Source organism: Thiothrix unzii, from assembly GCF_017901175.1.
In the GTDB taxonomy this organism is placed as follows: domain Bacteria; phylum Pseudomonadota; class Gammaproteobacteria; order Thiotrichales; family Thiotrichaceae; genus Thiothrix; species Thiothrix unzii.
In genome coordinates, this window is sequence record NZ_CP072793.1 from 689,703 (window position 1) to 714,405 (window position 24,703).

A 24,703-nucleotide genomic window follows, 5' to 3' on the forward strand; every position below is an offset into this window, starting at 1 on the left:
CGCGTGTTGATTCGGATTGAGCGGTAGGATTTTACAGCGATGGCAAGAAAATATTTCGGAACAGACGGTATTCGCGGCAAGATTGGTTGCTATCCCATGACCCCTGATTTCGTGTTGAAGTTGGGTTGGGCTGCTGGCAAGGTGTTGGCAAGTAACGGACATCCTTTGGTGTTAATCGGCAAAGATACCCGTATTTCTGGCTACATGCTTGAATCCGCGTTGCAAGCGGGTTTGGTGGCGGCGGGTGTGAATATCCGTTTATTAGGGCCAATGCCTACGCCAGCGGTGGCTTATTTGACCCGTGCGTTCCGTGCTTCTGCCGGAATTGTAATCAGTGCCTCGCACAATCCTTACGATGATAACGGCGTAAAGTTTTTCTCTGGTGACGGCACAAAATTACCCGACGAAGTAGAAGAAGAAATTGAACGTTGGTTGGATATGGACTTTAAAACCGTGTCTTCCGACGAGCTGGGTAAAGTCGAACGTGCTAAAGACGCGGCGGGACGTTACATCGAATTTTGCAAACGCGCGTTGCCCAATACGGTTTCCCTGAAAGGTTTGCGGATGGTGGTGGATTGCGCCAACGGTGCGACTTACCACGTTGCACCCGATGTTTTCAAAGAGCTGGGCGCGGAAGTCATTGCGATTGGCAATACGCCTGATGGCATCAACATTAATGAAGCGTGCGGCGCAACTCATGTGGATGGTTTGTGCGATGCCGTCTTACGTTATCGTGCTGATCTTGGCATTGCCTTGGACGGTGATGGTGATCGTTTGATTATGGTGGATCAGCACGGTGATACGGTTGATGGTGATGAGATTCTCGCCATTATTGCGCACCATCGTTATGCTGAAGGCAAGTTGCACTGCGGCGTGGTTGGCACGCTGATGAGTAATCTCGGTTTGGAAAAGTCGATTCAGGCGTTAGGTGTACCGTTTTACCGTGCGAAAGTCGGCGACCGCTACGTTATTGAGCAAATGACGCAGCACGATTGTGATTTGGGTGGCGAATCATCCGGGCACATCATTGTGCGCAATTTCATCACTACCGGTGACGGCATCATTGCCGCACTGCAAGTGTTACGTGCCATGCGCATGACGGGAAAATCGTTACGCGACCTGAAAAGCGTAATGACCAAGTACCCGCAAACGCTGATTAATGTTCCGACCAAACACAAGATTAATTTGAATGAATCTGTCGCGATTCAGGATGCAGTTCGTCAAGTTGAGCAACAATTGGGTAGTCGTGGCAGGGTATTATTGCGTGCATCCGGCACTGAGCCATTGATTCGGGTAATGGTGGAGGGTGAAGACCCTGGCGAAACCGCTGAACTGGCAGAGCAAATCGCTAGTGCGGTGCGGGCTGCGGCTTGACCTGCCCGGAATGAAGATTGATTTCCACCGCTTATGCAGGTAATCTTTCGCCCTTGCTTGAAAGAGAGGTGGAGTTATGCGTCAGAAATTGGTTGCAGGTAACTGGAAACTAAACGGGTCAAAGGCGAGTATCGAGTCTTTGATGGGTGGCATTCTAGCTGGACTGGAAGGCATGGATAATGTAGCGGTGGCAGTTTGCCCACCTTACGTCTACATTCCCATGGCTCAAACGCTGGTGGCTGGAAGCCGTATCGGTCTGGGTTCTCAGGATATTGCTGATCAAGACGCAGGTGCTTTCACTGGCGAAGTTTCCGGGGCGATGCTCAAGGAATTTGGCTGTGACTACGCGATTGTGGGTCACTCTGAACGCCGTGCGATTTACGGCGAACAAGACGCTGATACTGCACGTAAGTTTGCTGCTGCACGTAAGCATGGCCTCAAACCGATTCTGTGTGTGGGCGAAACGCTGGAGGAGCGTGAAGCAGGCATTACCGAAGCGGTCGTGGCGCGTCAATTGGATGCGGTGATTGCATTGGAAGGTGTGGAAGCACTGACTGACGGTGTGATTGCTTACGAACCGGTGTGGGCGATTGGCACGGGTAAAACCGCTAGTCCGCAACAGGCTCAGGATGTCCATGCTTTTATTCGCGGTAAATTAGCGACGCTGAATGCAGCGGTTGCAGCGAAGGTACAAATTTTATACGGTGGCAGCGTCAAAGGTGCGAATGCTGCTGAATTGTTTGCAATGCCGGATATTGACGGTGGCCTAATTGGTGGTGCATCACTGGATGCCAACGAATTCTTGGCTATTTGCAAGGCCGGTAACTAAGGTTCAAAAAAACTATGTTATACAATGTCTTGTTGATCATTTTGATCGTTGTTTCTGTGGCTATGATTGTGTTAATCCTAATGCAACAGGGCAAGGGTGCTGATGCAGGTGCTGCGTTTGGTAGCGGTGCGTCGGGTACGGTATTTGGCTCGCAAGGTTCAGCGAACTTTTTGAGTCGTACCACCGGTATTCTGGCGACCGTCTTTTTCTTGGTGGCATTGGCCTTGGCATTTTTGGCATCAGGGCGCACGCTGGAATCCGTCAGCATTATGCAATCTGCTGCACCAGAAACCAAGACAGAAACTCCGGCAGCACCTGCAAGTGATGTACCACCAGCACCTGCCGCCGAGAAAGCTTCTAGCGATGTTCCGCCTGCTGTTGATGCTAAGCCGTCTGACAAGGTTGAAGAAAAGGCAGTGGTTGATGAGAAAAAACCAGTTGCCGATGAAAAACCCGTGCAAGAAAAGAAATAGTAGGATAGAATTCGCGCCTGCTTTGCCGACGTGGTGGAATTGGTAGACACGCTATCTTGAGGGGGTAGTGGCGCAAGCTGTACCGGTTCGAGTCCGGTCGTCGGTACCATACATAAAAAGCCTGTCATCGTAAGATGATGGGCTTTTTGCTTTTATGCCTAATTCTTGCTAAAACCTGACAATACCCACTTTGGGGAATTAATCTGTGGTTCATGCACCGTTATATTCGACTGTATAACGAAATAGTGATACAAACAGTGTGTGTTTGGAATCATGCATCACAGACAACCGAGTGGTTTGGAGAGAACACGACGGTTTGCACCAGGAGTTAGTATGCTAGGAGAATACCTTCCCATTCTCGTTTTTCTGGCAGTCGGTTTTGGCTTAGCAGTGGTATTGCTAGGCTTGGGGTTGCTCGCAGGCCCGCGCCGACCAGACGCAGAAAAAGATTCACCGTTCGAGTGCGGCTTCCCCGCGTTTGAAGACTCTCGCATCAAATTTGATGTGCGCTACTACCTCGTCGCCATCCTCTTCATCATCTTCGACCTTGAAATCGCCTTTCTGTTTCCGTGGGCCATTGTGCTCGACACCATTGGTGTGTTCGGCATCGTGGCGATGGGTATTTTCCTGACTATCCTGATTGTTGGTTTCATCTACGAGTGGAAAAAAGGGGCATTGGAATGGGAGTAGAAGGGATTCTGGAGAAAGGCTTCGTTACCACGACAGCCGATGCCCTGATCAACTGGGCGCGTACTGGCTCGTTGTGGCCGATGACCTTTGGTCTAGCGTGCTGTGCGGTCGAAATGATGCACGCAGGGGCTTCTCGTTACGATTTAGACCGTTTCGGCATTGTGTTCCGCCCCAGTCCGCGCCAATCGGATGTGATGATCGTGGCAGGAACGCTGACCAACAAGATGGCTCCGGCGTTGCGCAAGGTCTATGATCAAATGGCGGAACCGCGTTGGGTGATTTCGATGGGGTCTTGTGCCAATGGTGGCGGTTACTACCATTATTCCTACGCGGTGGTGCGCGGCTGTGACCGGATTGTGCCGGTGGATATTTACGTACCCGGTTGCCCACCAACCGCTGAAGCCCTGCTGTATGGCATTATCCAGTTGCAGAATAAAATTCGTCGAACCAACACGATAGCGCGGTAATTCATGGCTGTATCACTCGAATTTGTTAAGGATTACGTTCAGCAAGGACTCGGCGATAAGCTGTCAACCAGCGTTCTGGCGCACGGCGAGTTGACCTTGGAAGTAGCCGCTGAACATTGGCTGGAAGTGGCGCGTTTCCTGCGGCACGATTCCATGTTGGATTTTGCGCAACTGACCGACTTGTGTGGGGTTGATTACCTCACGTATGGCGATGCGGAATGGGATGTGACCACTGCCTCGCGCAGCGGTTTTAGCCGTGCGGCACAAGCCACCGAAGCGGATCCGTTTGATTTTGATGCGCAGGAAGAGGGTGCTCAGTTCGCGGGTAAACGTTTCGCAGTGGTAATCCACTTGTTATCGGTGAGCCGCAATCTGCGTATCCGGGTGCGCACACGCTGTGATGATAACGATTTTCCGGTAGTGGCATCGTTGGTAGACATTTGGAGTTCGGTGAATTGGTACGAGCGTGAAGCGTTTGATCTGTTTGGCATTATGTTCAGTGGACACCCGGATTTACGCCGAATCCTCACCGACTACGGTTTTGTCGGACACCCCTTCCGCAAAGATTTCCCGCTCATCGGGCAGGTTGAAATGCGTTACGACGCTGAGCAAAAGCGCGTCATTTACGAACCTGTATCCATTGAAGCGCGGGTGTTGGTTCCGCGCACTATCCGCGCTGACCAGCGTTTTTCCCCAGCCGTGGAGCGTGATGACTAATGCCTGAAATCCGCAATTTTACGCTGAACTTTGGCCCAGCTCACCCCGCCGCGCACGGTGTGTTGCGTCTGGTGCTGGAAATGGACGGTGAAACCATCGTGCGTGCTGACCCGCATATTGGCTTGCTGCACCGTGGCACTGAAAAGTTGGCAGAAAGCAAACCGTATAATCAAAGCATCGGTTATATGGATCGCCTCGATTATGTGTCGATGATGTGCAATGAACACGGTTACGTGCTGGCAATTGAAAAGCTGTTGGGAATTACCCCGCCAGAACGTGCGCTCTACATTCGTACCATGTTCGACGAAATTACCCGTATTCTCAATCACTTGCTGTGGATTGGCGCACACGCGCTGGACGTGGGTGCAATGACCATGTTCTTGTACGCTTTCCGCGAACGTGAAGATTTGATGGATGCGTATGAAGCTGTATCCGGCGCACGTTTGCACGCTACTTACTACCGTCCGGGTGGTGTTTACCGCGATTTACCGGATTCCATGCCGCAATTTTTGCCCAACCGTTTCCGCACTGAAGCCGAAGCTAAGCGTTTGAATGCCAATCGCGGTGGCTCGTTGCTGGATTTCTTGGAAGATTTCACCAACCGTTTCCCCGGTTATGTCGACGAGTACGAAACCCTGCTGACTGACAACCGCATCTGGAAACAGCGTCTGGTCGGGATCGGCGTGGTGTCACCTGAACGCGCCCTGCAACTCGGTTTTAGTGGGGCAATGCTACGCGGTTCGGGCGTGGAATGGGATTTGCGTAAGAAGCAACCGTATGCCGCTTACGACAAAATGGATTTCGATATTCCGGTGGGAACGCATGGCGATAGTTATGATCGCTATTTAGTGCGGATCGAAGAGATGCGCCAATCCAATCGCATTATCAAGCAATGCATTGACTGGCTGCGCGTTAACCCCGGCGAAGTGATGCTGGAAGACAGCAAAATCGCGCCGCCGAAACGCGCTGAGATGAAGCAGGACATGGAAGCCTTGATTCAGCATTTCAAGCTGATGACCGAGGGCTATTGCTTGCCGGAAGGCGAATCCTATGCAGCAGTGGAACACCCTAAAGGTGAATTCGGCTGCTACATCGTCTCGGATGGCGCGAATAAACCGTACCGCTTAAAAGTACGTGCGCCGGGATTTGCACATTTATCCGGCTTGGATGAAATGGTGAAAGGCCACATGCTGGCTGACGTGGTGGCGATTATCGGCACCCAAGATATTGTTTTCGGGGAGGTTGACCGTTGATGACTGAACATCCCATTACGATGCTCAAGCGCAAAAGCGACTTGCTCAGCCATCACGAGCGTGAAGACATTGATAGCTGGTTAGCCCGCTATCCGGCGGATAAGAAGCAATCGGCACTGCTGGCAGCGTTACGCGCCGTGATGCACGAAGATCATTATTTATCCCGCGAAAAAATGGATGCGGTGGCAGATTATTTAGGCTTGCCCGAAATTGCGGTGTATGAAGTTGCCAGCTTTTACTCCATGTATGAAATGGATGCAAAAGCGGCGGCGAAGTACAGCATTTCGGTTTGCACCAATGTCTCCTGCATGTTGTGCGGTTCGGATGTGATTCTCGACCATGTTGAGAAAAAGCTGGGCATTAAATTGGGCGAATCCACCCCAGACGGCAAGTTTTTCCTTAAAGTCGAAGAAGAGTGCCTCGCAGCCTGTAGCAGTGCGCCAATGATGCAGGTCAATCACGTATACCACACCCATCTCACCCCTGAAAAAGTGGATGAGATTTTGGACGGACTGGAGTAAGCACATGGCAAATCAAGTCTGTTTCATCACGACCCAATTTGGCGACCAAGCCAATACCTTGGAAAGCTACCTCAAAGTGGGCGGCTATCAGGCATGGCGAAAAATTCTGGCTGAAAAAACACCTGCTGAAGAAATCATTGATACGATTAAAGACTCTGGTTTACGCGGACGCGGTGGTGCGGGTTTCCCCACTGGCATGAAGTGGAGTTTTATGCCGCGTACTATGCCGGGGCAAAAATACATCGTGTGCAACTCGGATGAATCCGAACCGGGTACGTGCAAAGACCGCGACATCCTGCGTTTCAACCCGCACGCGCTGGTCGAAGGCATGGCGATTGCCGGTTACAGCATTGGTGCAACCGTTGGTTACAACTACATGCGCGGCGAGTTTATGGATGAGCCGTTCATCAATTTTGAGCAGGCAGTGAAAGAAGCTTACGAGCTCGGTTTGCTGGGTAAAAATATTCAAGGCAGTGGCGTTGATTTTGACCTGTACGGCACGCTCGGTGCGGGTGCGTATGTGTGCGGCGAAGAAACCGCCTTGCTGGAATCGCTGGAAGGCAAAAAAGGTCAGCCGCGTTTCAAGCCGCCATTCCCTGCGAGTTTCGGTTTGTACGGTCGCCCGACCACGATTAATAACACTGAAACGCTATCCTCCATTCCGGTGATTATGCGCAACGGCGGCAAGTGGTTTGCTGATTTGGGTGTGAAGAATTCCGGTGGCGAAAAGCTGTTTTCGATGTCAGGGCATTTGAATAATCCTGGCAATTTCGAGATTCCGATGGGAATGCCGTTCCCTGAACTGCTGGCGTTGGCTGGTGGGGTGCGCAATGGACGCAAGTTGAAAGCGGTGATTCCGGGCGGTTCGTCCGTTCCGGTGTTACCGGGTGATGTCATGATGGGCTTGACGATGGATTACGACACCATTGCCAAAGCCGGTTCATATCTCGGTTCGGGTGCAGTGATCGTGATGGACGACACCACCGATATGGTCAAAGTGTTGCAGCGGATTTCACGTTTCTACTTTTCCGAATCCTGCGGGCAATGCACACCTTGCCGCGAAGGCACAGGTTGGTTATACCGTATGTTGACCCGCATTGTGGAAGGCAAGGGCAAGATGGAAGACGTTACGCGGCTCGAAGAAATTTCCCACAATATCGAAGGCCGTTCCATTTGTGCCTTGGGTGAAGCGGCGGCGATGCCGGTGTGGAGTTTCGTTAAGCACTTCCGTGAGGAATTTGAGTACTACGTCAAGCACGGTCGTAGCATGGTGGGACAGGGGTAACACATGGCAGAAGAATTCGTCACCATCGAAATTAACGACCAGCCGGTTCAGGCTCGCAAAGGTGCGATGCTGATTGAAGTGGCTGATAATAATGGCATTAGCATTCCGCGTTTTTGCTACCACAAAAAGCTTTCCATTGCCGCCAACTGCCGCATGTGTTTGGTGGAAATGGAAAAATCGTGGAAACCGGTTCCCGCTTGCGCCACGCCAGTGAATGCAGGCATGAAATTCTGGACGCGCTCCGACAAAGCCAAGAACGCGCAGAAAGGCATTATGGAATTTCTGCTGATCAACCATCCGCTGGATTGCCCGATTTGCGACCAAGGTGGCGAATGCGAATTGCAGGATGTCTCAGTCGGCTACGGTAGCAATAAATCGCAATACGCCGAAATCAAGCGCGTGGTGCAAGACAAAGACATTGGCCCTTTGATCGAAACCGAAATGACCCGCTGCATCCAATGCACCCGCTGTGTGCGTTTCGGTGATGAAATCGCCGGGATGCGCGAAATGGGCGGGGTAGGGCGCGGTGATCGGCTCGAAATCGGCACGTATATTGAGAAATCGCTCAAATCGGAACTCTCCGGCAATGTGATTGACCTTTGCCCCGTGGGTGCGTTGACCGCGAAACCGTCACGCTACAAAGCACGGGCGTGGGAAATGGTGGCGCATGATGCGATTGCCCCGCACGATTCGGTGGGTTCACACCTTCAGGTGCACACTTTCCGCAAAGAAGTGGTGCGTTCAGTACCGCGTGAAAATGACGTGATAAACGAGTGCTGGATTTCTGACCGTGACCGTTTCAGCTACCAAGGTATTGCCAGTGCTGATCGTATTACAAAGCCTATGCTCAAGCGTGATGGGCATTGGTATGAAGTGAGCTGGCAACAGGCGTTAGATGCGACCGCAGAAATTTTGCGGGCGGCTGACCCAGCGCGTACCGGTGCATTGGCAAGCGCGACTTCCACTGTGGAAGAGTTGTATTTGTTCCAGCGTTTAATGCGCGGTCTGAACATCCGCAATATTGACCACCGTGTACGCCAGACCGATTTCAGTGACCAAAGTGCTGCACCGCTTTGCCCGTCATTGGGAATGCCCATTGCGCAATTGGAACAGCAAAATGCGGTATTCCTGATCGGCTCTAATGTGCGCCAAGAGCAGCCGTTGCTGAATCACCGCATCCGTAAAGCCGCGTTGAAAGGCGCAGCGGTGATGGCATTGAATCCGCGTGCATTCGATTTTAACTTTGATGTAGCCCAGCAAGCGGTTGCTCCGGCAGATATGCTGCAAGCTTTACAAGCGATTGCGAATGACCCTGATAATGCGGTGATGGCAACGCTTAAAAAGGCGGAATACGCGACGGTATTGCTGGGCAATGTCGCCGTTCAGCATCCTGATTTTGCAGCGTTACGCGGTTTGGCTTACACGATTGCTGAACAAACGGGCGCAACCTTTGGCTATTTGGCGGAAAGTGCTAACAGCGTAGGTGCGTGGGTAGCAGGTGTTGTGCCGCACCGTTTATCGGCGGGGCGTGAACTCAAACAAGCGGGCGTGCCGGTTGGCGAGTTCCTCAGTGAAAATACCCGCACGTTTGTCTTGCTGAATACCGAGTTGGCAGATTTCGCGAATCCGCAACAAGCAATGAAAGCGTTAAGTGCAGCGGCAAACGTGATTGTGATTGCGCCGTTTGCGGATGATACCACGCGCAAATACGCGACGGTGTTATTGCCTAGTTCGACGTTTGCCGAAACTTCCGGCACGTTTATTAATGCAGCGGGGCAGTGGCAAAGCTTTAAGGGCGCGACTGTGTCACCGGGTGACGCGCGACCTACTTGGAAAGTGCTGCGGGTGTTGGGTAATACGGCGGGTGTGCCTGAATTTGACTGGGTTGCCACCGAAGAAATTGTTGCCGAGTTGCACCTTGAACTCGACGGTGTAGAGGTTTGTAACAACCGTTATGCTGGCACTGTGGGTAGAGACGCAAAATCTTGCGTCTCTACGACGGCAGATGGCGGATTTCAGCGTATTGGCGACGTAGAAATGTACAGCGTTGATCCGCTAGTACGCCGTGCGAAAGCCTTACAAGCCATGATTCCTCCGGCAGCGGTGCAGTTGAATCCGCAAGATGCGGCGAATATGGGTATCGCGGCTGGCGATACGCTTAAAGTGTCGCAGGGGGCGGTGACGATCACGTTGCCAGCACAACTGGACGCGGGTATTCCAGCAGGTTGCGCCGGTTTGCAGTCGGGCATTGAAATATCCAACGTGTTGGGCGCGGCTTTCGGTACGCTCCAAATAGCAAAGGCAGGTTAGGGGAATGATGGAAATACTCGCAAATTTCTTCGGTGCCTTCCTCCCTGAGTGGATGGTGACGCTGCTAATCATTTTGATCAAAGTGGTGGCAATTGTGTTGCCGCTGATTTTGTTGGTGGCTTACGCGACTTACGCAGAACGCAAAATCATCGGTTTTATGCAGGTGCGCGTGGGGCCGAACCGGGTTGGGTTCAAAGGCTTGTTGCAGCCGTTTGCGGATATGTTCAAGCTGATTTTTAAGGAAATTGTTATTCCTGAGAAGTCTAACCGTTTCCTGTTTTTGATCGCACCCTTGTTGGCAATGGGGCCTGCGTTTGCGGCTTGGGCGGTGATTCCGTTCAGTGACGGCATGGTGTTGGCGGATGTGAATGCGGGGTTGTTGTTCCTGTTGGCACTGACTTCCTTGGGGATTTACGGGGTCATTATTGCGGGTTGGGCATCGAATTCTAAGTATGCGCAACTGAGTGCAATGCGTCTTGGGGCGCAAATGGTGTCGTATGAAATTGCAATGGGGTTTGCGCTGGTCGGGGTGCTGATGGCATCTGGCAGCCTGAACCTCGGCGACATTGTGCGGGCGCAATCCGGTAGCATTTTTAGCTGGTTTGTGTGGCCTTTGTTTGGTTTGTTCTTGGTGTATTTTATTTCGGGTGTGGCAGAAACCAACCGTGCGCCGTTCGACGTGGCGGAAGGTGAGTCTGAGATTGTGGCGGGTTTCCATGTGGAATATTCCGGTATGGCGTTCTCGATTTTCTTCCTCGCGGAATACGCCAATATGTGGCTAATTGCCGCACTGACTTCGTTGATGTTCTTGGGTGGGTGGTTGTCACCGTTCCAAGGGCTGACTTTCTTGACGGATATGCCGGTATTGGGCTGGGTGTTTGGTGATGGTATCCATTGGTTACTGTTGAAAGCCTCGTTCTTTATGCTGCTGTTCTTTTGGTTTCGCGCCACGTTCCCGCGTTACCGTTATGACCAAATCATGCGCTTGGGGTGGAAAATTCTGATCCCGATAACCTTGGTGTGGATTTTTGCGGAAGGGCTGGCGATCGCGCTGGGCTGGAAACCGTGGCTGTAAGGAGACTGATATGAGTTTCAACTGGAAACATTATTTCAAGACGTTCAGCCTGAAAGAATTGATGCAGGGCATGGGCGTGACGGGGAAGTATTTCTTCGAGCGTAAGATCACGATTCAGTACCCGGAAGAGAAAACGCCGATTTCCAACCGTTTTCGCGGGCATCACGCATTGCGGCGTTACCCGAACGGTGAGGAGCGTTGCATTGCCTGCAAATTGTGCGAAGCGGTTTGCCCAGCATTGGCAATCACGATTGATTTGGAAGAACGCCCGGATGGTACTCGCCGTACCACGCGCTATGACATAGATATGTTTAAGTGCATTTACTGCGGTTTCTGCGAGGAAGCCTGCCCGGTGGATGCAATTGTGGAAACCAATATTTTCGAGTATCACTTTGAAAATCGTGGTGAAAATATTCAAACCAAAGACAAATTGCTGGCAATCGGTGACAAGCACGAAGCTGAGATTGCCAAGATGAAAGCCGCTGATGCGCCGTACCGTTAAGGGGATGACATGACATTTGAGCAGATTATCTTTTACCTGTTTTCCGCTGTATTACTGGCAGCGGCAGTGGGGATGGTGACGGTACGCAGCCCGGTGTATGCGGCGTTGTGCCTGATTTTGAGCTTTTTCACCAGTGCCGCATTGTGGTTGCTGTTGGAAGCGGAGTTTCTCGGCTTGGTGCTGGTGTTGGTGTACGTCGGGGCGGTGATGGTGCTGTTCCTGTTCGTGATTATGATGCTGGACTTGAACACAGATCCGTTGAAAGAGGGGCTAGTGAAACACGCACCTGTTGGGTTTGTGGTGGCAGCGGTGATTGCGGTGGAAATGATTCTGGTGCTGCAAAGTGCGCCGTTTCAGATTGCGACACCGTTGAATCCGGCTCCGGCGAATAATACTGAAGCGTTGGGTGCGATTTTGTATACCGATTATGTGTATCCGTTTGAAATTGCGGCGGTGATTCTGGTGGTGGCGATTATTGCCGCGATTACCTTGACGCTACGTCGTCGCCCGGATTCGCGTAAACAAGATATTAGCCAACAGGTGCAGGTGAAGCGGGAAGACCGTGTACGTCTGGTGAAGATGAAAGCCGAAACCAAGGAGCAAGCATGATCCCTTTGTCGCATTTCCTGATTGTGGCGGCCTTGCTGTTTGCGATCAGCATCGCAGGCATGATCCTTAACCGTAAGAACGTGCTGATCTTGTTGATGTGCATCGAGATGATGTTGCTGGCGGTGAACCTGAATTTTATCGCGTTTTCCCATTATTTGGGGGATATGGCAGGGCAGGTGTTCGTGTTCTTTATCCTCACGGTGGCAGCAGCGGAAGCGGCGATTGGCTTGGCGATTTTGGTGGTTTTGTTCCGTAACCGGCGCACGATCAATGTTGAACAACTTGATGCGATGAAGGGGTAAGCGATGGAAGCAATTTATCTGGCTATTCCGCTTGCACCGTTGTTCGGGGCGATTGCTGCGGGGCTGTTTGGGAAAAAGATTGGACGTGCAGGAGCGCATTGGGTCACTATTTTGGGCGTGGCGGTGGCGTTTTTGCTGTCGGTTTACGTTGCCTATGATGTGATGGGCAATGGTAATAGCTATAACGGTACGGTGTATACTTGGGCTGAAATTGGCAAAATCCGCTTTGAAGTGGGGTTTATGCTGGATAATCTCAGTACCATGATGATGCTGGTGGTGACGTTCGTGTCGTTGATGGTGCATATTTACACCATCGGTTATATGCACGAAGACCCCGGTTATCAGCGTTTCTTCAGTTATATTTCGTTGTTTACCTTTTCGATGCTGATGCTGGTTATGAGTAACAACTTTATGCAGTTGTTCTTCGGCTGGGAAGCGGTCGGGCTGGTGTCGTATTTGCTGATTGGTTTTTGGTTTAAGAAAGATACCGCGATTTACGCCAATATGAAGGCGTTTTTGGTGAATCGCGTGGGTGACTTTGGATTTTTGTTGGGGATTGCGGCAATCGTAGTGTCTTATGAAACCCTCAGTTACGCACACGTATTTGGTACGGTGCAAATTGAAAAGCCGCCATTGACGCTGTTTCCGGGCATGAATTGGGATTTGCTGACATTTATTTCGATTTGTTTGTTTATCGGGGCAATGGGTAAATCAGCGCAAGTGCCGTTGCATGTGTGGTTGCCCGATTCAATGGAAGGCCCTACGCCTATTTCAGCGTTAATCCATGCTGCGACGATGGTAACAGCGGGGATTTTCATGGTGGCGCGGATGTCACCCATTTTTGAATTGTCCGATACGGCGTTAAACATGATCTTGATCGTGGGTGCGACCACGGCCTTTTTCATGGGTTTGATTGGTATTGTACAAAACGATATTAAACGTGTGGTGGCTTATTCCACTTTGTCACAGCTTGGTTATATGACGGTGGCGTTGGGGGCTTCGGCTTATTCTGCCGGGGTGTTCCATTTGATGACGCACGCTTTCTTTAAGGCATTGTTGTTCTTGGCTGCGGGTTCGGTGATTATCGCGATGCACCATGAGCAGGACATCCGTAAAATGGGTGGGTTGAAAAAGCACATGCCAATTACGTATTGGACGGCATTAATTGGTTCACTGGCCTTGATTGGTTTCCCCGGTTTCTCCGGATTTTTCTCAAAAGACCTGATTATTGAAGCTGTGCATCATTCTGAATTATGGGCTTCTGGGTATGCGTATACTTTGGTGTTATTGGGTGTGTTTGTTACCGCATTTTACAGTTTCCGTATGTTTTTCTTGGTGTTCCACGGCGAAGAACGCATGGATGACCATACCCTGCATCACCTGCATGAATCACCGTGGGTAGTTACTGTACCGCTGATATTGCTGGCGATTCCGTCGGTTTTTGCCGGATATTTATTAGACCCAATGGTGGTGGGTAATTTCTTCCACGATGAAATTCACGTTAATGATACGGCACATATTCTTGATCCGGGTTTGAAAAGCTCAATTTCAATGCACCTTGGCTTAGAGACGATTAGTTCGCATTACCACGGTATCTTGAATTTTATTCTGCACGGCTTGTTGGCTCCGCCGTTTTGGTTAGCAATGGCTGGTTTGGGGCTGGCCTGGTATATCTACCTGAAAAATAATGCGCTGGCGGTGTGGGCATATGACAAATTCCGTTGGTTACATACCTTGTTAGATCGTAAATATTACTTAGATGATTTTAACCAGAAAGCTTTCGCTAATAGTTCGCTTCATTTAGGGAACGCGCTGTGGGCATTCGGTGAGCGTTTATTGATTGACGGGTTGGTTGTGAATGGCACGGCACGGGTGGTGCAGTGGGCATCCGGTGTGGCGCGTCAACTTCAGACGGGATACTTGTACCATTACGCTTTTTCCATGATCGTTGGTTTATTGCTAATGATTACTTGGCTGTTGTTTGTTTAGCCCCTGGGACATTACTTGGAAATGCACATGTTTGATTTGCCAATACTGAGTTTTTTGATCTGGCTGCCTATTGTGGGTGGTTTAGGGGTATTGATTGTGGGCGACCGTTTCGGAGCCAAACAATTTGCCTTGGGTGTTGCGTTAGTGACGTTTTTACTGAGTTTGCCGCTGTATGTCGGGTTTAATGCTGCCGATGCGGGAATGCAGTTTGTTGAAAAATACCTGTGGATAGATACCTTTAACATTCATTACCACTTGGGTGTGGATGGATTGTCGATGCCGTTGATTCTGCTGAATACCTTTATTACGGTATTGGTGGTGATCGCCGGTTGGGAGGTGATTAAATACCGTATTTCGCAATACATGGCGGCGTTTTTAATCATGGCAGGTATTGTCAACGGGGTGTTTGCCGCGTTGGATGCAATGCTGTTTTACATCTTGTTTGAAGCAATGTTGATTCCACTGTTTCTCATCATCGGGATTTGGGGTGGGGCGCGACGGGTTTACGCCACGATTAAATTTTTCTTGTATACCTTCTTTGGTTCGGTGTTTTTGCTGATCAGTTTGATTTATCTGTATCAGTTAGGTGCGACCACAGAAGGTTTTCAAGCAAGTTTTGCGATTGCTGATTTACACCGCTTGCCGATTGACCGCACCGCGCAAATATTGATTTTCCTGTCATTCTTATTGGCATTTGGGGTGAAAGTCCCTATGTGGCCGGTGCATACATGGTTGCCGGATGCGCACGTTGAAGCCCCGACGGGTGGTTCAGTCATTTTGGCGGCGATTACCTTGAAAGTGGGTGGCTATGCGTTTTTACGTTTTGCTTTGCCCATTACCCCGGATGCAGCAGCGCAGCTTGATTGGCTGGTGTTGATTATGTCGTTGACTGCGGTGGTTTATATCGGGTTTGTCGCTTTAGTGCAGCAAGATATGAAAAAGCTGGTGGCGTATTCGTCGATTGCGCACATGGGTTTTGTTACCTTGGGCTTCTTCATGGTGTATTACATTTCGGAAGCAGTGCAAGCAGGGAACCCGGAGTTAATGCTGGCTCAAGGCATTAATGGTTTGATGGCAGCCGATAAGTTCGATAGCGTCATCATGGGGCTGCAAGGTGCAATGGTGCAAATGGTATCGCACGGCTTTATTTCGGCGGCGATGTTCTTGTGTATTGGGGTGTTGTATGACCGGATGCATACCCGCGATATTAATGCTTACGGTGGTGTGGCAAATCGGATGCCGCAGTTTGCTGCACTTTATGTGTTTTTTGCGATGGCGAATACAGGTTTGCCGGGAACATCAGGGTTCGTGGGTGAATTCATGGTGATTTTAGCCAGTTTCAAAGCGAGTCCGTGGATTGCCTTTTTAGCAGCAACGACCTTGATTGTGGGTGCTGCGTATACGTTGTGGTTGGTGAAACGTGTAATCTTCGGTGAAATTCGTAACGGCGAAGTGGCTGAATTGAACGATATTAATCAACGTGAATTTGTGATGCTGGCATTGCTGGCGGGTGCGGTGTTGATGCTGGGATTGTGGCCTCAGCCCTTGACTGATGTGATGGATGCGTCGATTAGACAATTGATTCCACAAATTTTGCAAAGCAAGATTGGTGGCTGCATGGGAATGAGCGTGGAGGCTTGCCGGTTATGATGAATATTGCCATTGCAACCCCGGAAATCTTCTTATTGAGCACCATTTGCTTAATTCTGTTACTGGATTTGTTCTTGCGTGAAGATTGCCGCACGGTCACGTATCTGCTGTCGATTGTTGCGTTACTGGCAACTGCGTTACTGGTTTACAGCACGATGGATGGGCAGAAAATTGTAGGTTTAAACGATACCTATGTGCGTGATGATTTGAGCGGTATTTTGAAAGTCAGCATGTTGCTACTGACTGCGCTGGTGTTCGTGTATGCCCGTAAGTATTTGCTGGATAATAAACTCTGGGTCAGTGAGTTTTTCGTCTTGGGGCTGTTTGCAGTCTTGGGCATGATGATTATGGCTTCAGCGAATCATCTGCTGGTGGTTTATCTGGGTTTGGAATTGCTGGCGTTGTCCATGTACGCGCTGGTGGCATTAGATCGTGATAACGGGCGTGGTTCCGAAGCGGCAATGAAATACTTTGTGTTGGGCGCGGTAGCTTCTGGTCTTTTATTGTACGGTATTTCAATGCTGTACGGCTTGAGTGGCAAGCTAGACATTACCGGTGTGGCGACTTACGTAGCGGCGCAAGATGTCATGGCGAATATTCCTTTGTTGTTTGCTTTGGTGTTTGTGGTGGCGGGGATTGCGTTTAAATTTGGTGCAGTGCCGTTTCATATGTGGGTTCCCGACGTTTATCAAGGTGCGCCGACTGCTGTTACTTTGTTTTTAGGTAGTGTGCCAAAAATTGCGGCACTGGCGATGTTGTTCCGGGTTTTGGCAGAGTCTACCGCCGCAGCGCAGCCGGGTTGGGCGCAAATGTTGTTGGTATTCGGTTTGGTGTCGATCTTGCTCGGTAACGTGGTGGCGATTGCACAATTCAGCTTAAAACGTATGTTGGCGTATTCGACGATTGCGCACATGGGTTTCATTTTATTGGGGACAATCTCCGGTGAGCAGGGGTATTCTGCTGCATTGTTCTACACCATCACTTACGCACTGACGGCTGCCGGTGGTTTTGCTATCTTGATTTTGTTGGGGCGTGCGGGTTTTGAAGCTGAAACGCTGGATGACATCAAGGGCTTAAATGAGCGTAATCCTTGGTACGCGCTGATGATGATGCTGTTTTTGTTTTCGATGGCAGGCATTCCGCCCACTGTGGGTTTTTATGCAAAACTGTCGATTATTCAGGCGGTGATGCAAGCGGGTTATTTGTGGCCTGCGGTATTCATGGTGGTGGTATCGGTGATTGGCGCGTTTTACTACTTGCGTGCGATCAAAATGATGTATTTCGACAAGCCCGATGATACCGCGCCGATTACCGCAGAACTTGATTTTAATGTGCTGATCAGTGTAAATGGCGTCCTGATGTTGGTGCTGGGTTTATTCCCTGGCTTCCTGATGGGTGTTTGTTCTCTGGCGATAGGCGCGAGTTTATGAGTTTGTCGGTATTGCAGTGGGGCTTTCTGGCGGTGGCGTTTGTGTTAGCTAACCTGCCTTGGTTAAGCCAAAGTTGTTTCTTGGTGTTGCGTTGTGAACGTAAGTCACCTTGGTTGCGGTTGCTGGAATGGTTTATCTTATATTTTGTTGTTGGCGGTCTTGCCGTGGCGTTGGAACGTCAAGCCATGGGCGGGACTATCCATGCGCAAGATTGGGAGTTTTATGCGGTGACGTTGGCATTGTTCATGGTTTTCGCATTTCCGGGGTTTATCTTCCGTAATGTGCGCTAATTTTGTTTATTGATAATAATAAGCTTGCAAGCATCAGTAAATCTCTCTATAGTTCACACCTCTGATGCGGGGTGGAGCAGTCTGGCAGCTCGTCGGGCTCATAACCCGAAGGTCGCAGGTTCAAATCCTGCCCCCGCTACCAAATACAAAAAGCCCCTTTACGGGGCTTTTTTATTATCTGCCCAATGAGATGGCGTTAGGATCGTAATGCAGGAAAAATTGGATACTTTGATCGAAACAACGGTAACTGGCCTCGGTTACGAGTTGTGGGGATACGAATACCGCCCGCAAAAAGAAAGTGCTTTGTTGCGGGTTTTTATCGATTCCGAGAATGGAATCACCGTTGAAGATTGTGGGCGTGTCAGCCATCAGCTAGGTTCCGCTTTGGACGTGGACGACTTGATTCCCCTCGCCTATATCTTAGAAGTGTCTTCTCCCGGCATTGATCGGGTCTTGTTTGTTCCCGCGCATTACACCCGCTATCTGGGCAGAAACGTGAAAATTCGCACCCGCTTACCCATTGAAAAGCGTCGTAATTTCGTCGGCAAATTGCACGATGTTAATGACGAACACATCAAGGTGGAAGTGGAAGGCACAGTTTATGAAATCGTTTATGATCTGATTGATCGTGGACGCTTAGTTTTAGATGTTGTTCGACCTCAGCGTAAGGGCGGTAAGCAGGCATGAATAAAGAAATCCTCCATGTTGTTGATGCAGTTTCCAATGAGAAAAATGTAACCAAAGACCTGATTTTTCAGGCCGTTGAAACTGCACTGGCGATGGCTACCCGTAAGCGTTATGGCATGGGTATGGATGTTCGCGTCTCTGTGAATCGCCAAACCGGTGATTACGATACGTTTCGTCGCTGGAAAGTGATGGATGACGAAGATCCTGAATTTGAAACCCCAGAGCGTCAAATCCTCATTAGTTATGCTAAAGACCGTGGTTTAGATGTTGAGATTGGTACTTACATCGAAGAACCTATCGCTTCCGTTGATTTTGGGCGCATTGCCGCACAAACTGCGAAACAAGTCATCGTTGCCAAGGTGCGCGAAGCGGAACGTGAAAAAGTGGTTTCGGCTTACCGTGATCGCGTTGGTCAATTGGTCATGGGCGTAGTCAAACGCGCCGACCGTAAAGGTGTCGTGATTGATTTGGGTGAAAATGCAGAAGCTTTCATCCCGCGCGAAGAAATGATTCCGGGCGATAACCTGCATACTGGCGCACGGGTGCGTGGTTTGCTCAAGGAAATTCGCCAGGATGTGCGTGGCCCGCAGATGATTATCAGCCGTGCGGATGTTAATTTCCTGACGGAACTGATGAAATTGGAAGTTCCCGAAGTCAGTCAGGAAATGATTGATATTATGGGTGCGGCGCGTGACCCCGGTTCGCGTGCTAAAGTAGCAGTACGTGCCAACTTGCCTAACGTTGACCCGATTGGTGCTTGCGTTGGGATGCGTGGTTCACGTATTCAGACTGTTACCAATGAATTAGGCGGCAAAGAGCGCGTCGACATTGTGTTGTGGAATGCTGACATTGCAACCTATGTAATGAATGCAATGGCTCCGGCAGAAGTGTTGTCGATTGTGGTGGATGAAGAAGCCCGCACGATGGACATCGGTGTTGACAGTGAAAAATTGTCGCAAGCTATCGGTCGTGGTGGACAAAATGTACGCCTTGCCAGCGATTTGACCGGATGGATCCTCAACGTCATGAGCGTTGAAGAAGCCGAAGCGAAAACTCAAGCTGAGCAGCAAGCATTAATCAATTTGTTTATGGACAAGTTGGATGTTGATGAAGAAGTGGCTGGCATTCTTGCCGAGGAAGGTTTCTCAACGCTGGAAGACGTAGCTTACGTTCCTGTGGAAGAGTTCCTAGCCATCGAAGGCTTCGACGCGGAAATCGTGGGTGAATTGCGCGATCGCGCACAGACTGCCCTGCTTTCCCAAGCTATTTCCCAAGACCAGCATTTGCCAGCAGAAGATTTGCTGCACATGGATGGTATGGATGAAGCACTGGCATTTAAACTAGCGACTAACGGCATCTGCACAATGGAAGATTTGGCAGAGCAAGCAGTAGATGAGCTGGTAGAAATCGGTGAAATTGATGAAACGCGAGCGGCGACGTTGATTATGACAGCACGCGCCCCTTGGTTTGCAGACGATAACAAGGCAGAAGCATGATTCTGCGGGAGGAATGACAAGATGTCGGACATAGCGATCAAAAAACTTGCCGAGATAATCAATGCCCCCGTCGAAGTGCTGCTTAGGCAGTTGCAGGACGCAGGTATTTCAGTTAGTGGCGCAGACGCATGGATTACGGATGCCCAGAAGTTAACGTTGTTGGCGCATATTCGTCAGGGCGCGACCACCACGGCTGATACGGGAAATAAAGTAACCCTGAAACGCCGTTCCACCAGTGAAATGACGGTGGGTGCGGGACGCGGTAAAACCACAGTAAGCGTTGAAGTTAGACGGAAAAAGGTTTTCTCCGCCGATGCTTCCTCCGGGCAAGGTGAGCAACAGTCAGCCAGCGGTGCTGCACGTGCTGAAGATATGGCACGCCAGATGAGTGCAGAACGTCAGGCTCGCGAAGCGGCGATTCAAAAAGCTGAACAAGAGCGTCGTCAACTTGAAGCACGCCGCATTGAACAGCAGCGTCAAAAAGCTGAGCCTGCTAAGCCTGTTCAGCCGCCGGTTGAGCCTACTGTCGTTGCAGCACCTCAACCTGTAGAGCCAGTGGTTGCTGTTGTGGTCGAGCCAGTCGTTGAAGTGCAGCCAGAGCCACCTGTTGCGGCAGTTGTACCAGAAGTCGTGGTTACGCCAGTGCCAGCACCAAAGCCAGCTCCTACACCCGCTCCGGCTCCAATTCCAACACCTGCGCCAGTACCGGTTGCTACAAAACCGGCTGATCCGTCACAGGTTGTTATTTCTTCTTCACACCCTAGCATCAGCGCAATGTTCCCACGCACTACCGATGATAGTGGTAACTTATCTGCAAAAGATCAGCGGCAAGTGGTGGCGACTGCGGCTAAAGAAGAAGCGGCTGCCGCGCTTAAGCGTCGCCCTTCCAAACTTAAAATTAAACCTAAGCCAACATTAGCTCCACAGACGGTGGTCGATAGCTCTGAAACACCAGAGGAGAAAGTTGCTCCGGTTGTTCCTGTCGCCGTTGCCGTTGCGGAAAAACTGGCGGTTGAACCTGAAGCACAAAGCGATAAAAAATCGCATAAGAAGCCAGCTAAAGGCAAAAGTGGTGGGCGTGATCGCGAAGAATTACACGTACCGTCCAACAACGGTGGTGGTCGTCACGGTAAGAAGAAGGGTGGTGGTAAGCAAGCCTTTGGTCGTCCTGATCCACGTCAAGCGGCTAACAAACATGCATTTGAAAAGCCTGTCGCACCGATGGTGAAAGAGATTGAGATTCCACCGACAATTGTGGTTTCTGAATTGGCGCAAAAATTAGCTATCCGTGCGACTGACATTATCAAAGCGATGATGAAAATGGGCATGATGATGACGATCAATCAAGCCATCGACCAAGATACAGCAATTCTGGTAACGGAAGAGCTGGGTCACAAAGCCAAGCCCATGCAGGAAATGGATGACGCGGCATTGTTGGCAGCGATGATTGGTCAAGATACTACTGAATACGAAGCTAAACCGCGTCCACCTGTCGTTACCATTATGGGTCACGTTGACCACGGTAAGACATCCTTGCTCGACTATATCCGCAAAACGCGGGTAGCAGCCGGTGAAGCAGGTGGTATTACCCAGCACATTGGGGCTTACCACGTCGACACCGATCACGGCACGGTTACTTTCCTGGATACGCCGGGACACCAAGCGTTTACCCAAATGCGTGAACGTGGTGCAAAAGTCACCGATATTATTATCCTGATTGTTGCTGCTGATGACGGCGTGATGCCACAGACCAAAGAAGCCATTAAGCACGCGAAAGCGGCGGGTGTGCCAATGGTGGTGGCAATTAACAAAATCGACAAGCAAGGTGCTGATCCTGACCGCGTACTGAGCGAACTTTCCCAGCATGAAGTGAACACCGAAGCGTGGGGTGGTGATGTGCCGGTTGTGCAAATTTCCGCAAAAACCGGACAGGGCATTGATGCTTTGCTGGAAACTTTGCTGTTAGTTGCTGAGGTACAAGAGTTGACCGCGCCTGTTGACGCGCCAGCTACCGGTAACGTGATTGAAGCCAGTATCGAAAAAGGTCGTGGTGCAGTTGCTACCGTATTAGTACGTAGTGGTACATTGCGTCGCGGTGATTTGCTGCTGTGCGGTTCTGAATACGGCAGAGTCCGGGCGATGTTCGATGAAACGGGTCGTCCGGTGAAAGAAGCAGGCCCGTCGATTCCCGTTGCGGTACTCGGTCTTTCCGCAGCACCTGAAGCGGGTGATGAAGTCGTGGTACTGAACGACGAACGTAAAGCGCGTGAAATTGCTGAATTACGTCGTGAAAAACAACGCGATACCCGTTTTGCAGCACAACATGTAAGCAAGTCCGAAGACTTCTTCACTCAAGTGAAGGCCAGCGAACGTGCGCAAGTTAACGTGTTGATCAAGGCTGATGTACAGGGCAGTGTGGAAGCATTACGTACTGAATTGCTCAGTCTCTCAACGGATGAAGTCGAAGTGCGCGTGGTATCTGCGGGCGTTGGCGGTATCAGTGCCAGTGACGTGGATTTGGCTTCCGCCTCGAAAGCTACGGTTATTGCCTTCAATGTGCGTACCGATGCGACGGCGCGTAAAATTGCTTCTGATAACGCTGTCACGATTCGCTACTACAGTATTATTTACGAAGTCATTGACGACATTAAGTCTGTCATGAGTGGCTTGTTGTCGCCGGAAGTCCGTGAAGTCTTCGTCGGTTTGGCAGAAGTCCGTGAAGTATTCCGCTCATCTGAGCTGGGTCAAGTGGCGGGTTGCTTGGTGGTCGATGGTGCAATGCGCCGTAGCCTGCCGATTCGCGTATTGCGTGATAATGTGGTGATTTTCAACGGTGAGTTGGAATCCTTACGCCGTCACCGTGATGACGTGAAAGAAGTCCACATGGGTACAGAGTGCGGTATCGCGGTTAAAGACTACAATGACGTGCGCAAGGGCGATAACATCGAATGTTACGAACGCATTGAAGTGGCAAGGAAGATTTAACCGATGCCAAATCACGCACCTCACGGCTTTGCACGTACAGAACGGGTTTCGGGGCAGATTCGCCGCGACTTGGCGATACTGATCCGTGACCGGGTAAAAGATCCGCGTGTTGGCATGGTAACGCTGCTGGACGTGGAGGTTTCTAAGGATTTTGCACACGCTAAAATCTGGTTTGATGTGCTGCAAGCTGATCAAGGTCTGGATGCGCAAACCGCTTTGAATCACGCGGCGGGATTCTTGCGGCGTGAATTGGGGCATTTGCTCAAATTACGCATGACTCCCGCGTTGCACTTTTTCTATGACGATACCCAGTCACGCGGTAATGCGTTGTCAGTGTTGATTGATCGGGCAGTTGCCTCTGATCAGCACCCACAAGAAGACGCAGCAACGGATACGGATGCACCTTGAGTCGGCGGCGTTTCCGTAAATTAGATGGTATTTTGTTGCTGGATAAAGGCTTAGGTGTCTCCAGCAACAAAGCCCTGCAAGACGCTCGTTTCTTATTTGAAGCGGAAAAAGCGGGGCATACCGGCAGTCTTGATCCGCTAGCCTCTGGTATGTTGCCTGTGTGTTTTGGTGAAGCTACCAAAGTGTCTGGTTTATTACTGGATTCTGATAAGCGTTACCTGACGACGGCGACTTTGGGTTTTGTGAGTAGTACCGGCGATGCGGAAGGTGAAAAGCTTAATCCGCGCCCGATTCCCGATTTAACTGAAGCTACTATTGAAGACGTTCTGCAACGCTTTCGTGGTGAAATCAGTCAGATTCCTCCCATGCATTCCGCCCTGAAAAAAGCCGGACAGCCGCTGTATAAGTTGGCGCGTCAAGGCATTGAAGTAGAGCGTGAACCCCGTCACGTTACCATTCACGAATTGACCCTGTTAGAACGCACTCCAACCACCTTGAATTTCGCAGTAACGTGCAGTAAAGGCACATACATACGCACCCTAGTGGAAGATATTGGTGAAGCCTTAGGTTGTGGGGCTTATGTCTCTGCGTTACGGCGTGAGCGGGTTGATCCGTTTGGGGCTTACCCCATGCATACCTTGGAAAGCTTGCGTGCATTAGCGGATGAACACAGTTTCGCTGCGCTGGATGCCTTGTTATTGCCTATTGATGCAGCCCTGCCAAACGTTACGGCATTGACGCTTACTGATGAGCAAGTGTTGCGTATTCGTCAGGGGCAGCGTTTCGAGGTTGAGGTAACGGGCGATTGTGAACTATTGCGATTGTATGATAATGCTGGATTATTCATCGGTTTGGGCAGTGTTGTGCAAGGCAATTTGAGCGTGCGCCGCCTTTTGTCGTATTGATAAAATTATAAGCTATTTCCATGCTAAAAATTCACCTCTTATACAGCCTCCCTTATTGAAGATAGAGCCACTTAATGTGAGAATATTCTCACCTTGAGTGTATAGGTTCTAGGCGGGTTTTGGGGTGTCTTCTGAGGGGAAGCTTGCATGGTCTATCGTTACCGTTATCACTATTCGTTTGTGCAAAAAGTGGTGTTTTTGTCGTTGTGGTTCTTGGGTACTCTTTTCGTTCTTGTTAATTTCTTATCGAATCCTATTTTATCGGTTGGCGGTTCCGCGCCTGCATTGTCAATGGCGTTGGCAACGGCACAGACGCTGTTATTAGCGACGTTATGGTGTCTGTTTTTCAAGGCTTCGTGTTCAATGGGTAATATGTTGCGCTGGTTTGCGGCTGGTGTGGTGGTATTGCCTTATTTAACGCAAATTGGCTTGCTGTCCTACCAAACGTTGTAAGAT

24 protein-coding genes and 2 tRNA genes are annotated in these 24,703 nt (G+C 50.3%); all 26 read left to right on the plus strand.

Going from position 1 to position 24,703, the window contains the following annotated elements; all coding sequences use genetic code 11:
• The first annotated feature begins 39 nt into the window (after positions 1–39).
• The 26 genes from glmM to J9260_RS03815 all read left to right on the plus strand — a co-directional run bounded on the left by glmM (position 40) and on the right by J9260_RS03815 (position 24,700).
• Complete coding sequence (gene glmM, locus J9260_RS03690; protein WP_210219708.1) at positions 40–1,374, plus strand: phosphoglucosamine mutase; 1,335 nt, start codon at positions 40–42, stop codon at positions 1,372–1,374.
• A gap of 76 nt (positions 1,375–1,450) precedes the next feature.
• The gene (gene tpiA, locus J9260_RS03695) at positions 1,451–2,203 is read left to right on the plus strand and encodes a triose-phosphate isomerase (RefSeq protein ID WP_210219709.1); all 753 of its coding nucleotides are present in this window, start codon (positions 1,451–1,453) and stop codon (positions 2,201–2,203) included.
• A 14-nt stretch (positions 2,204–2,217) separates the two neighbouring features.
• Complete coding sequence (gene secG / locus J9260_RS03700) at positions 2,218–2,676, plus strand: preprotein translocase subunit SecG (RefSeq protein WP_210219710.1); 459 nt, start codon at positions 2,218–2,220, stop codon at positions 2,674–2,676.
• Positions 2,677–2,700: 24 nt separating this feature from the next.
• A tRNA-Leu gene (locus J9260_RS03705) sits at positions 2,701–2,785 on the plus strand.
• 224 nt (positions 2,786–3,009) lie between these two features.
• Positions 3,010–3,366 carry an NADH-quinone oxidoreductase subunit A gene (ndhC, locus tag J9260_RS03710; protein ID WP_093069518.1) on the plus strand — a complete coding sequence of 119 codons (357 nt, stop codon included), beginning with the start codon at positions 3,010–3,012 and terminating at the stop codon, positions 3,364–3,366.
• Positions 3,357–3,833 carry a NuoB/complex I 20 kDa subunit family protein gene (locus J9260_RS03715; RefSeq protein ID WP_202717941.1) on the plus strand — a complete coding sequence of 159 codons (477 nt, stop codon included), beginning with the start codon at positions 3,357–3,359 and terminating at the stop codon, positions 3,831–3,833. The genes ndhC and J9260_RS03715 overlap by 10 nt, the downstream gene beginning before the upstream one ends.
• Positions 3,834–3,836: 3 nt before the next feature.
• Positions 3,837–4,550: an NADH-quinone oxidoreductase subunit C gene (locus tag J9260_RS03720; protein WP_210219711.1), complete on the plus strand. Its 714-nt coding sequence runs from the start codon at positions 3,837–3,839 to the stop codon at positions 4,548–4,550.
• Positions 4,550–5,803, plus strand: a complete 1,254-nt coding sequence (locus J9260_RS03725) for an NADH-quinone oxidoreductase subunit D (RefSeq protein WP_210219712.1) — start codon at positions 4,550–4,552, stop codon at positions 5,801–5,803. The genes J9260_RS03720 and J9260_RS03725 overlap by 1 nt, the downstream gene beginning before the upstream one ends.
• A complete protein-coding gene (locus J9260_RS03730) occupies positions 5,803–6,324 on the plus strand; it encodes an NADH-quinone oxidoreductase subunit NuoE family protein (protein ID WP_228292183.1) in 522 nt (173 codons plus the stop codon). Before J9260_RS03725 ends, J9260_RS03730 begins: the two co-directional genes overlap by 1 nt.
• A 4-nt stretch (positions 6,325–6,328) precedes the next feature.
• The gene (gene nuoF, locus J9260_RS03735; protein WP_210219713.1) at positions 6,329–7,609 is read left to right on the plus strand and encodes an NADH-quinone oxidoreductase subunit NuoF; all 1,281 of its coding nucleotides are present in this window, start codon (positions 6,329–6,331) and stop codon (positions 7,607–7,609) included.
• 3 nt (positions 7,610–7,612) lie between these two features.
• A complete protein-coding gene (gene nuoG, locus J9260_RS03740) occupies positions 7,613–9,919 on the plus strand; it encodes an NADH-quinone oxidoreductase subunit NuoG (protein WP_210219714.1) in 2,307 nt (768 codons plus the stop codon).
• A 4-nt stretch (positions 9,920–9,923) separates the two neighbouring features.
• Positions 9,924–10,994, plus strand: a complete 1,071-nt coding sequence (gene nuoH, locus J9260_RS03745; protein WP_210219715.1) for an NADH-quinone oxidoreductase subunit NuoH — start codon at positions 9,924–9,926, stop codon at positions 10,992–10,994.
• Positions 10,995–11,004: 10 nt separating this feature from the next.
• Positions 11,005–11,496: an NADH-quinone oxidoreductase subunit NuoI gene (gene nuoI / locus J9260_RS03750; protein ID WP_093069530.1), complete on the plus strand. Its 492-nt coding sequence runs from the start codon at positions 11,005–11,007 to the stop codon at positions 11,494–11,496.
• Between the two features lie 9 nt (positions 11,497–11,505).
• Positions 11,506–12,105, plus strand: coding sequence for an NADH-quinone oxidoreductase subunit J (locus J9260_RS03755; protein ID WP_210219716.1), 600 nt, complete (start codon positions 11,506–11,508; stop codon positions 12,103–12,105).
• A complete protein-coding gene (gene nuoK / locus J9260_RS03760) occupies positions 12,102–12,407 on the plus strand; it encodes an NADH-quinone oxidoreductase subunit NuoK (RefSeq protein ID WP_093069533.1) in 306 nt (101 codons plus the stop codon). The genes J9260_RS03755 and nuoK overlap by 4 nt, the downstream gene beginning before the upstream one ends.
• Positions 12,408–12,410: 3 nt before the next feature.
• Positions 12,411–14,396 (plus strand): NADH-quinone oxidoreductase subunit L, encoded by a 1,986-nt coding sequence (nuoL, locus tag J9260_RS03765; protein ID WP_210219717.1) that lies wholly within the window; start codon positions 12,411–12,413, stop codon positions 14,394–14,396.
• A gap of 27 nt (positions 14,397–14,423) precedes the next feature.
• Complete coding sequence (locus tag J9260_RS03770; RefSeq protein WP_210219718.1) at positions 14,424–16,046, plus strand: complex I subunit 4 family protein; 1,623 nt, start codon at positions 14,424–14,426, stop codon at positions 16,044–16,046.
• Positions 16,043–17,476, plus strand: coding sequence for an NADH-quinone oxidoreductase subunit NuoN (gene nuoN, locus J9260_RS03775; protein ID WP_343231189.1), 1,434 nt, complete (start codon positions 16,043–16,045; stop codon positions 17,474–17,476). The genes J9260_RS03770 and nuoN overlap by 4 nt, the downstream gene beginning before the upstream one ends.
• Entirely contained in the window at positions 17,473–17,766 is a 294-nt protein-coding gene (locus J9260_RS03780; protein ID WP_210219719.1) for a DUF2818 family protein, read from the plus strand. The genes nuoN and J9260_RS03780 overlap by 4 nt, the downstream gene beginning before the upstream one ends.
• A 65-nt stretch (positions 17,767–17,831) precedes the next feature.
• Positions 17,832–17,908, plus strand: a tRNA-Met gene (locus J9260_RS03785).
• A 65-nt stretch (positions 17,909–17,973) separates the two neighbouring features.
• On the plus strand, positions 17,974–18,453 hold the full coding sequence (rimP, locus tag J9260_RS03790) for a ribosome maturation factor RimP (protein WP_210219720.1): 480 nt from the start codon (positions 17,974–17,976) through the stop codon (positions 18,451–18,453).
• The gene (gene nusA / locus J9260_RS03795; protein ID WP_210219721.1) at positions 18,450–19,949 is read left to right on the plus strand and encodes a transcription termination factor NusA; all 1,500 of its coding nucleotides are present in this window, start codon (positions 18,450–18,452) and stop codon (positions 19,947–19,949) included. The genes rimP and nusA overlap by 4 nt, the downstream gene beginning before the upstream one ends.
• A gap of 21 nt (positions 19,950–19,970) precedes the next feature.
• Positions 19,971–22,934, plus strand: coding sequence for a translation initiation factor IF-2 (infB, locus tag J9260_RS03800; RefSeq protein ID WP_210219722.1), 2,964 nt, complete (start codon positions 19,971–19,973; stop codon positions 22,932–22,934).
• A gap of 3 nt (positions 22,935–22,937) precedes the next feature.
• Complete coding sequence (gene rbfA / locus J9260_RS03805; protein ID WP_210219723.1) at positions 22,938–23,342, plus strand: 30S ribosome-binding factor RbfA; 405 nt, start codon at positions 22,938–22,940, stop codon at positions 23,340–23,342.
• Positions 23,339–24,247 (plus strand): tRNA pseudouridine(55) synthase TruB, encoded by a 909-nt coding sequence (gene truB, locus J9260_RS03810; RefSeq protein ID WP_210219724.1) that lies wholly within the window; start codon positions 23,339–23,341, stop codon positions 24,245–24,247. The genes rbfA and truB overlap by 4 nt, the downstream gene beginning before the upstream one ends.
• 147 nt (positions 24,248–24,394) lie before the next feature.
• Positions 24,395–24,700, plus strand: a complete 306-nt coding sequence (locus J9260_RS03815) for a hypothetical protein (protein ID WP_210219725.1) — start codon at positions 24,395–24,397, stop codon at positions 24,698–24,700.
• Positions 24,701–24,703: the final 3 nt, after the last annotated feature.

Coding starts and splice junctions, on each gene's coding strand:
- glmM (WP_210219708.1), top strand. CDS start 40: ATGGCAAGAAAATATTTCGGAACAGACGGTATTCGCGGCAAGATTGGT.
- tpiA (WP_210219709.1), top strand. CDS start 1,451: ATGCGTCAGAAATTGGTTGCAGGTAACTGGAAACTAAACGGGTCAAAG.
- secG (WP_210219710.1), top strand. CDS start 2,218: ATGTTATACAATGTCTTGTTGATCATTTTGATCGTTGTTTCTGTGGCT.
- ndhC (WP_093069518.1), top strand. CDS start 3,010: ATGCTAGGAGAATACCTTCCCATTCTCGTTTTTCTGGCAGTCGGTTTT.
- J9260_RS03715 (WP_202717941.1), top strand. CDS start 3,357: ATGGGAGTAGAAGGGATTCTGGAGAAAGGCTTCGTTACCACGACAGCC.
- J9260_RS03720 (WP_210219711.1), top strand. CDS start 3,837: ATGGCTGTATCACTCGAATTTGTTAAGGATTACGTTCAGCAAGGACTC.
- J9260_RS03725 (WP_210219712.1), top strand. CDS start 4,550: ATGCCTGAAATCCGCAATTTTACGCTGAACTTTGGCCCAGCTCACCCC.
- J9260_RS03730 (WP_228292183.1), top strand. CDS start 5,803: ATGACTGAACATCCCATTACGATGCTCAAGCGCAAAAGCGACTTGCTC.
- nuoF (WP_210219713.1), top strand. CDS start 6,329: ATGGCAAATCAAGTCTGTTTCATCACGACCCAATTTGGCGACCAAGCC.
- nuoG (WP_210219714.1), top strand. CDS start 7,613: ATGGCAGAAGAATTCGTCACCATCGAAATTAACGACCAGCCGGTTCAG.
- nuoH (WP_210219715.1), top strand. CDS start 9,924: ATGATGGAAATACTCGCAAATTTCTTCGGTGCCTTCCTCCCTGAGTGG.
- nuoI (WP_093069530.1), top strand. CDS start 11,005: ATGAGTTTCAACTGGAAACATTATTTCAAGACGTTCAGCCTGAAAGAA.
- J9260_RS03755 (WP_210219716.1), top strand. CDS start 11,506: ATGACATTTGAGCAGATTATCTTTTACCTGTTTTCCGCTGTATTACTG.
- nuoK (WP_093069533.1), top strand. CDS start 12,102: ATGATCCCTTTGTCGCATTTCCTGATTGTGGCGGCCTTGCTGTTTGCG.
- nuoL (WP_210219717.1), top strand. CDS start 12,411: ATGGAAGCAATTTATCTGGCTATTCCGCTTGCACCGTTGTTCGGGGCG.
- J9260_RS03770 (WP_210219718.1), top strand. CDS start 14,424: ATGTTTGATTTGCCAATACTGAGTTTTTTGATCTGGCTGCCTATTGTG.
- nuoN (WP_343231189.1), top strand. CDS start 16,043: ATGATGAATATTGCCATTGCAACCCCGGAAATCTTCTTATTGAGCACC.
- J9260_RS03780 (WP_210219719.1), top strand. CDS start 17,473: ATGAGTTTGTCGGTATTGCAGTGGGGCTTTCTGGCGGTGGCGTTTGTG.
- rimP (WP_210219720.1), top strand. CDS start 17,974: ATGCAGGAAAAATTGGATACTTTGATCGAAACAACGGTAACTGGCCTC.
- nusA (WP_210219721.1), top strand. CDS start 18,450: ATGAATAAAGAAATCCTCCATGTTGTTGATGCAGTTTCCAATGAGAAA.
- infB (WP_210219722.1), top strand. CDS start 19,971: ATGTCGGACATAGCGATCAAAAAACTTGCCGAGATAATCAATGCCCCC.
- rbfA (WP_210219723.1), top strand. CDS start 22,938: ATGCCAAATCACGCACCTCACGGCTTTGCACGTACAGAACGGGTTTCG.
- J9260_RS03815 (WP_210219725.1), top strand. CDS start 24,395: ATGGTCTATCGTTACCGTTATCACTATTCGTTTGTGCAAAAAGTGGTG.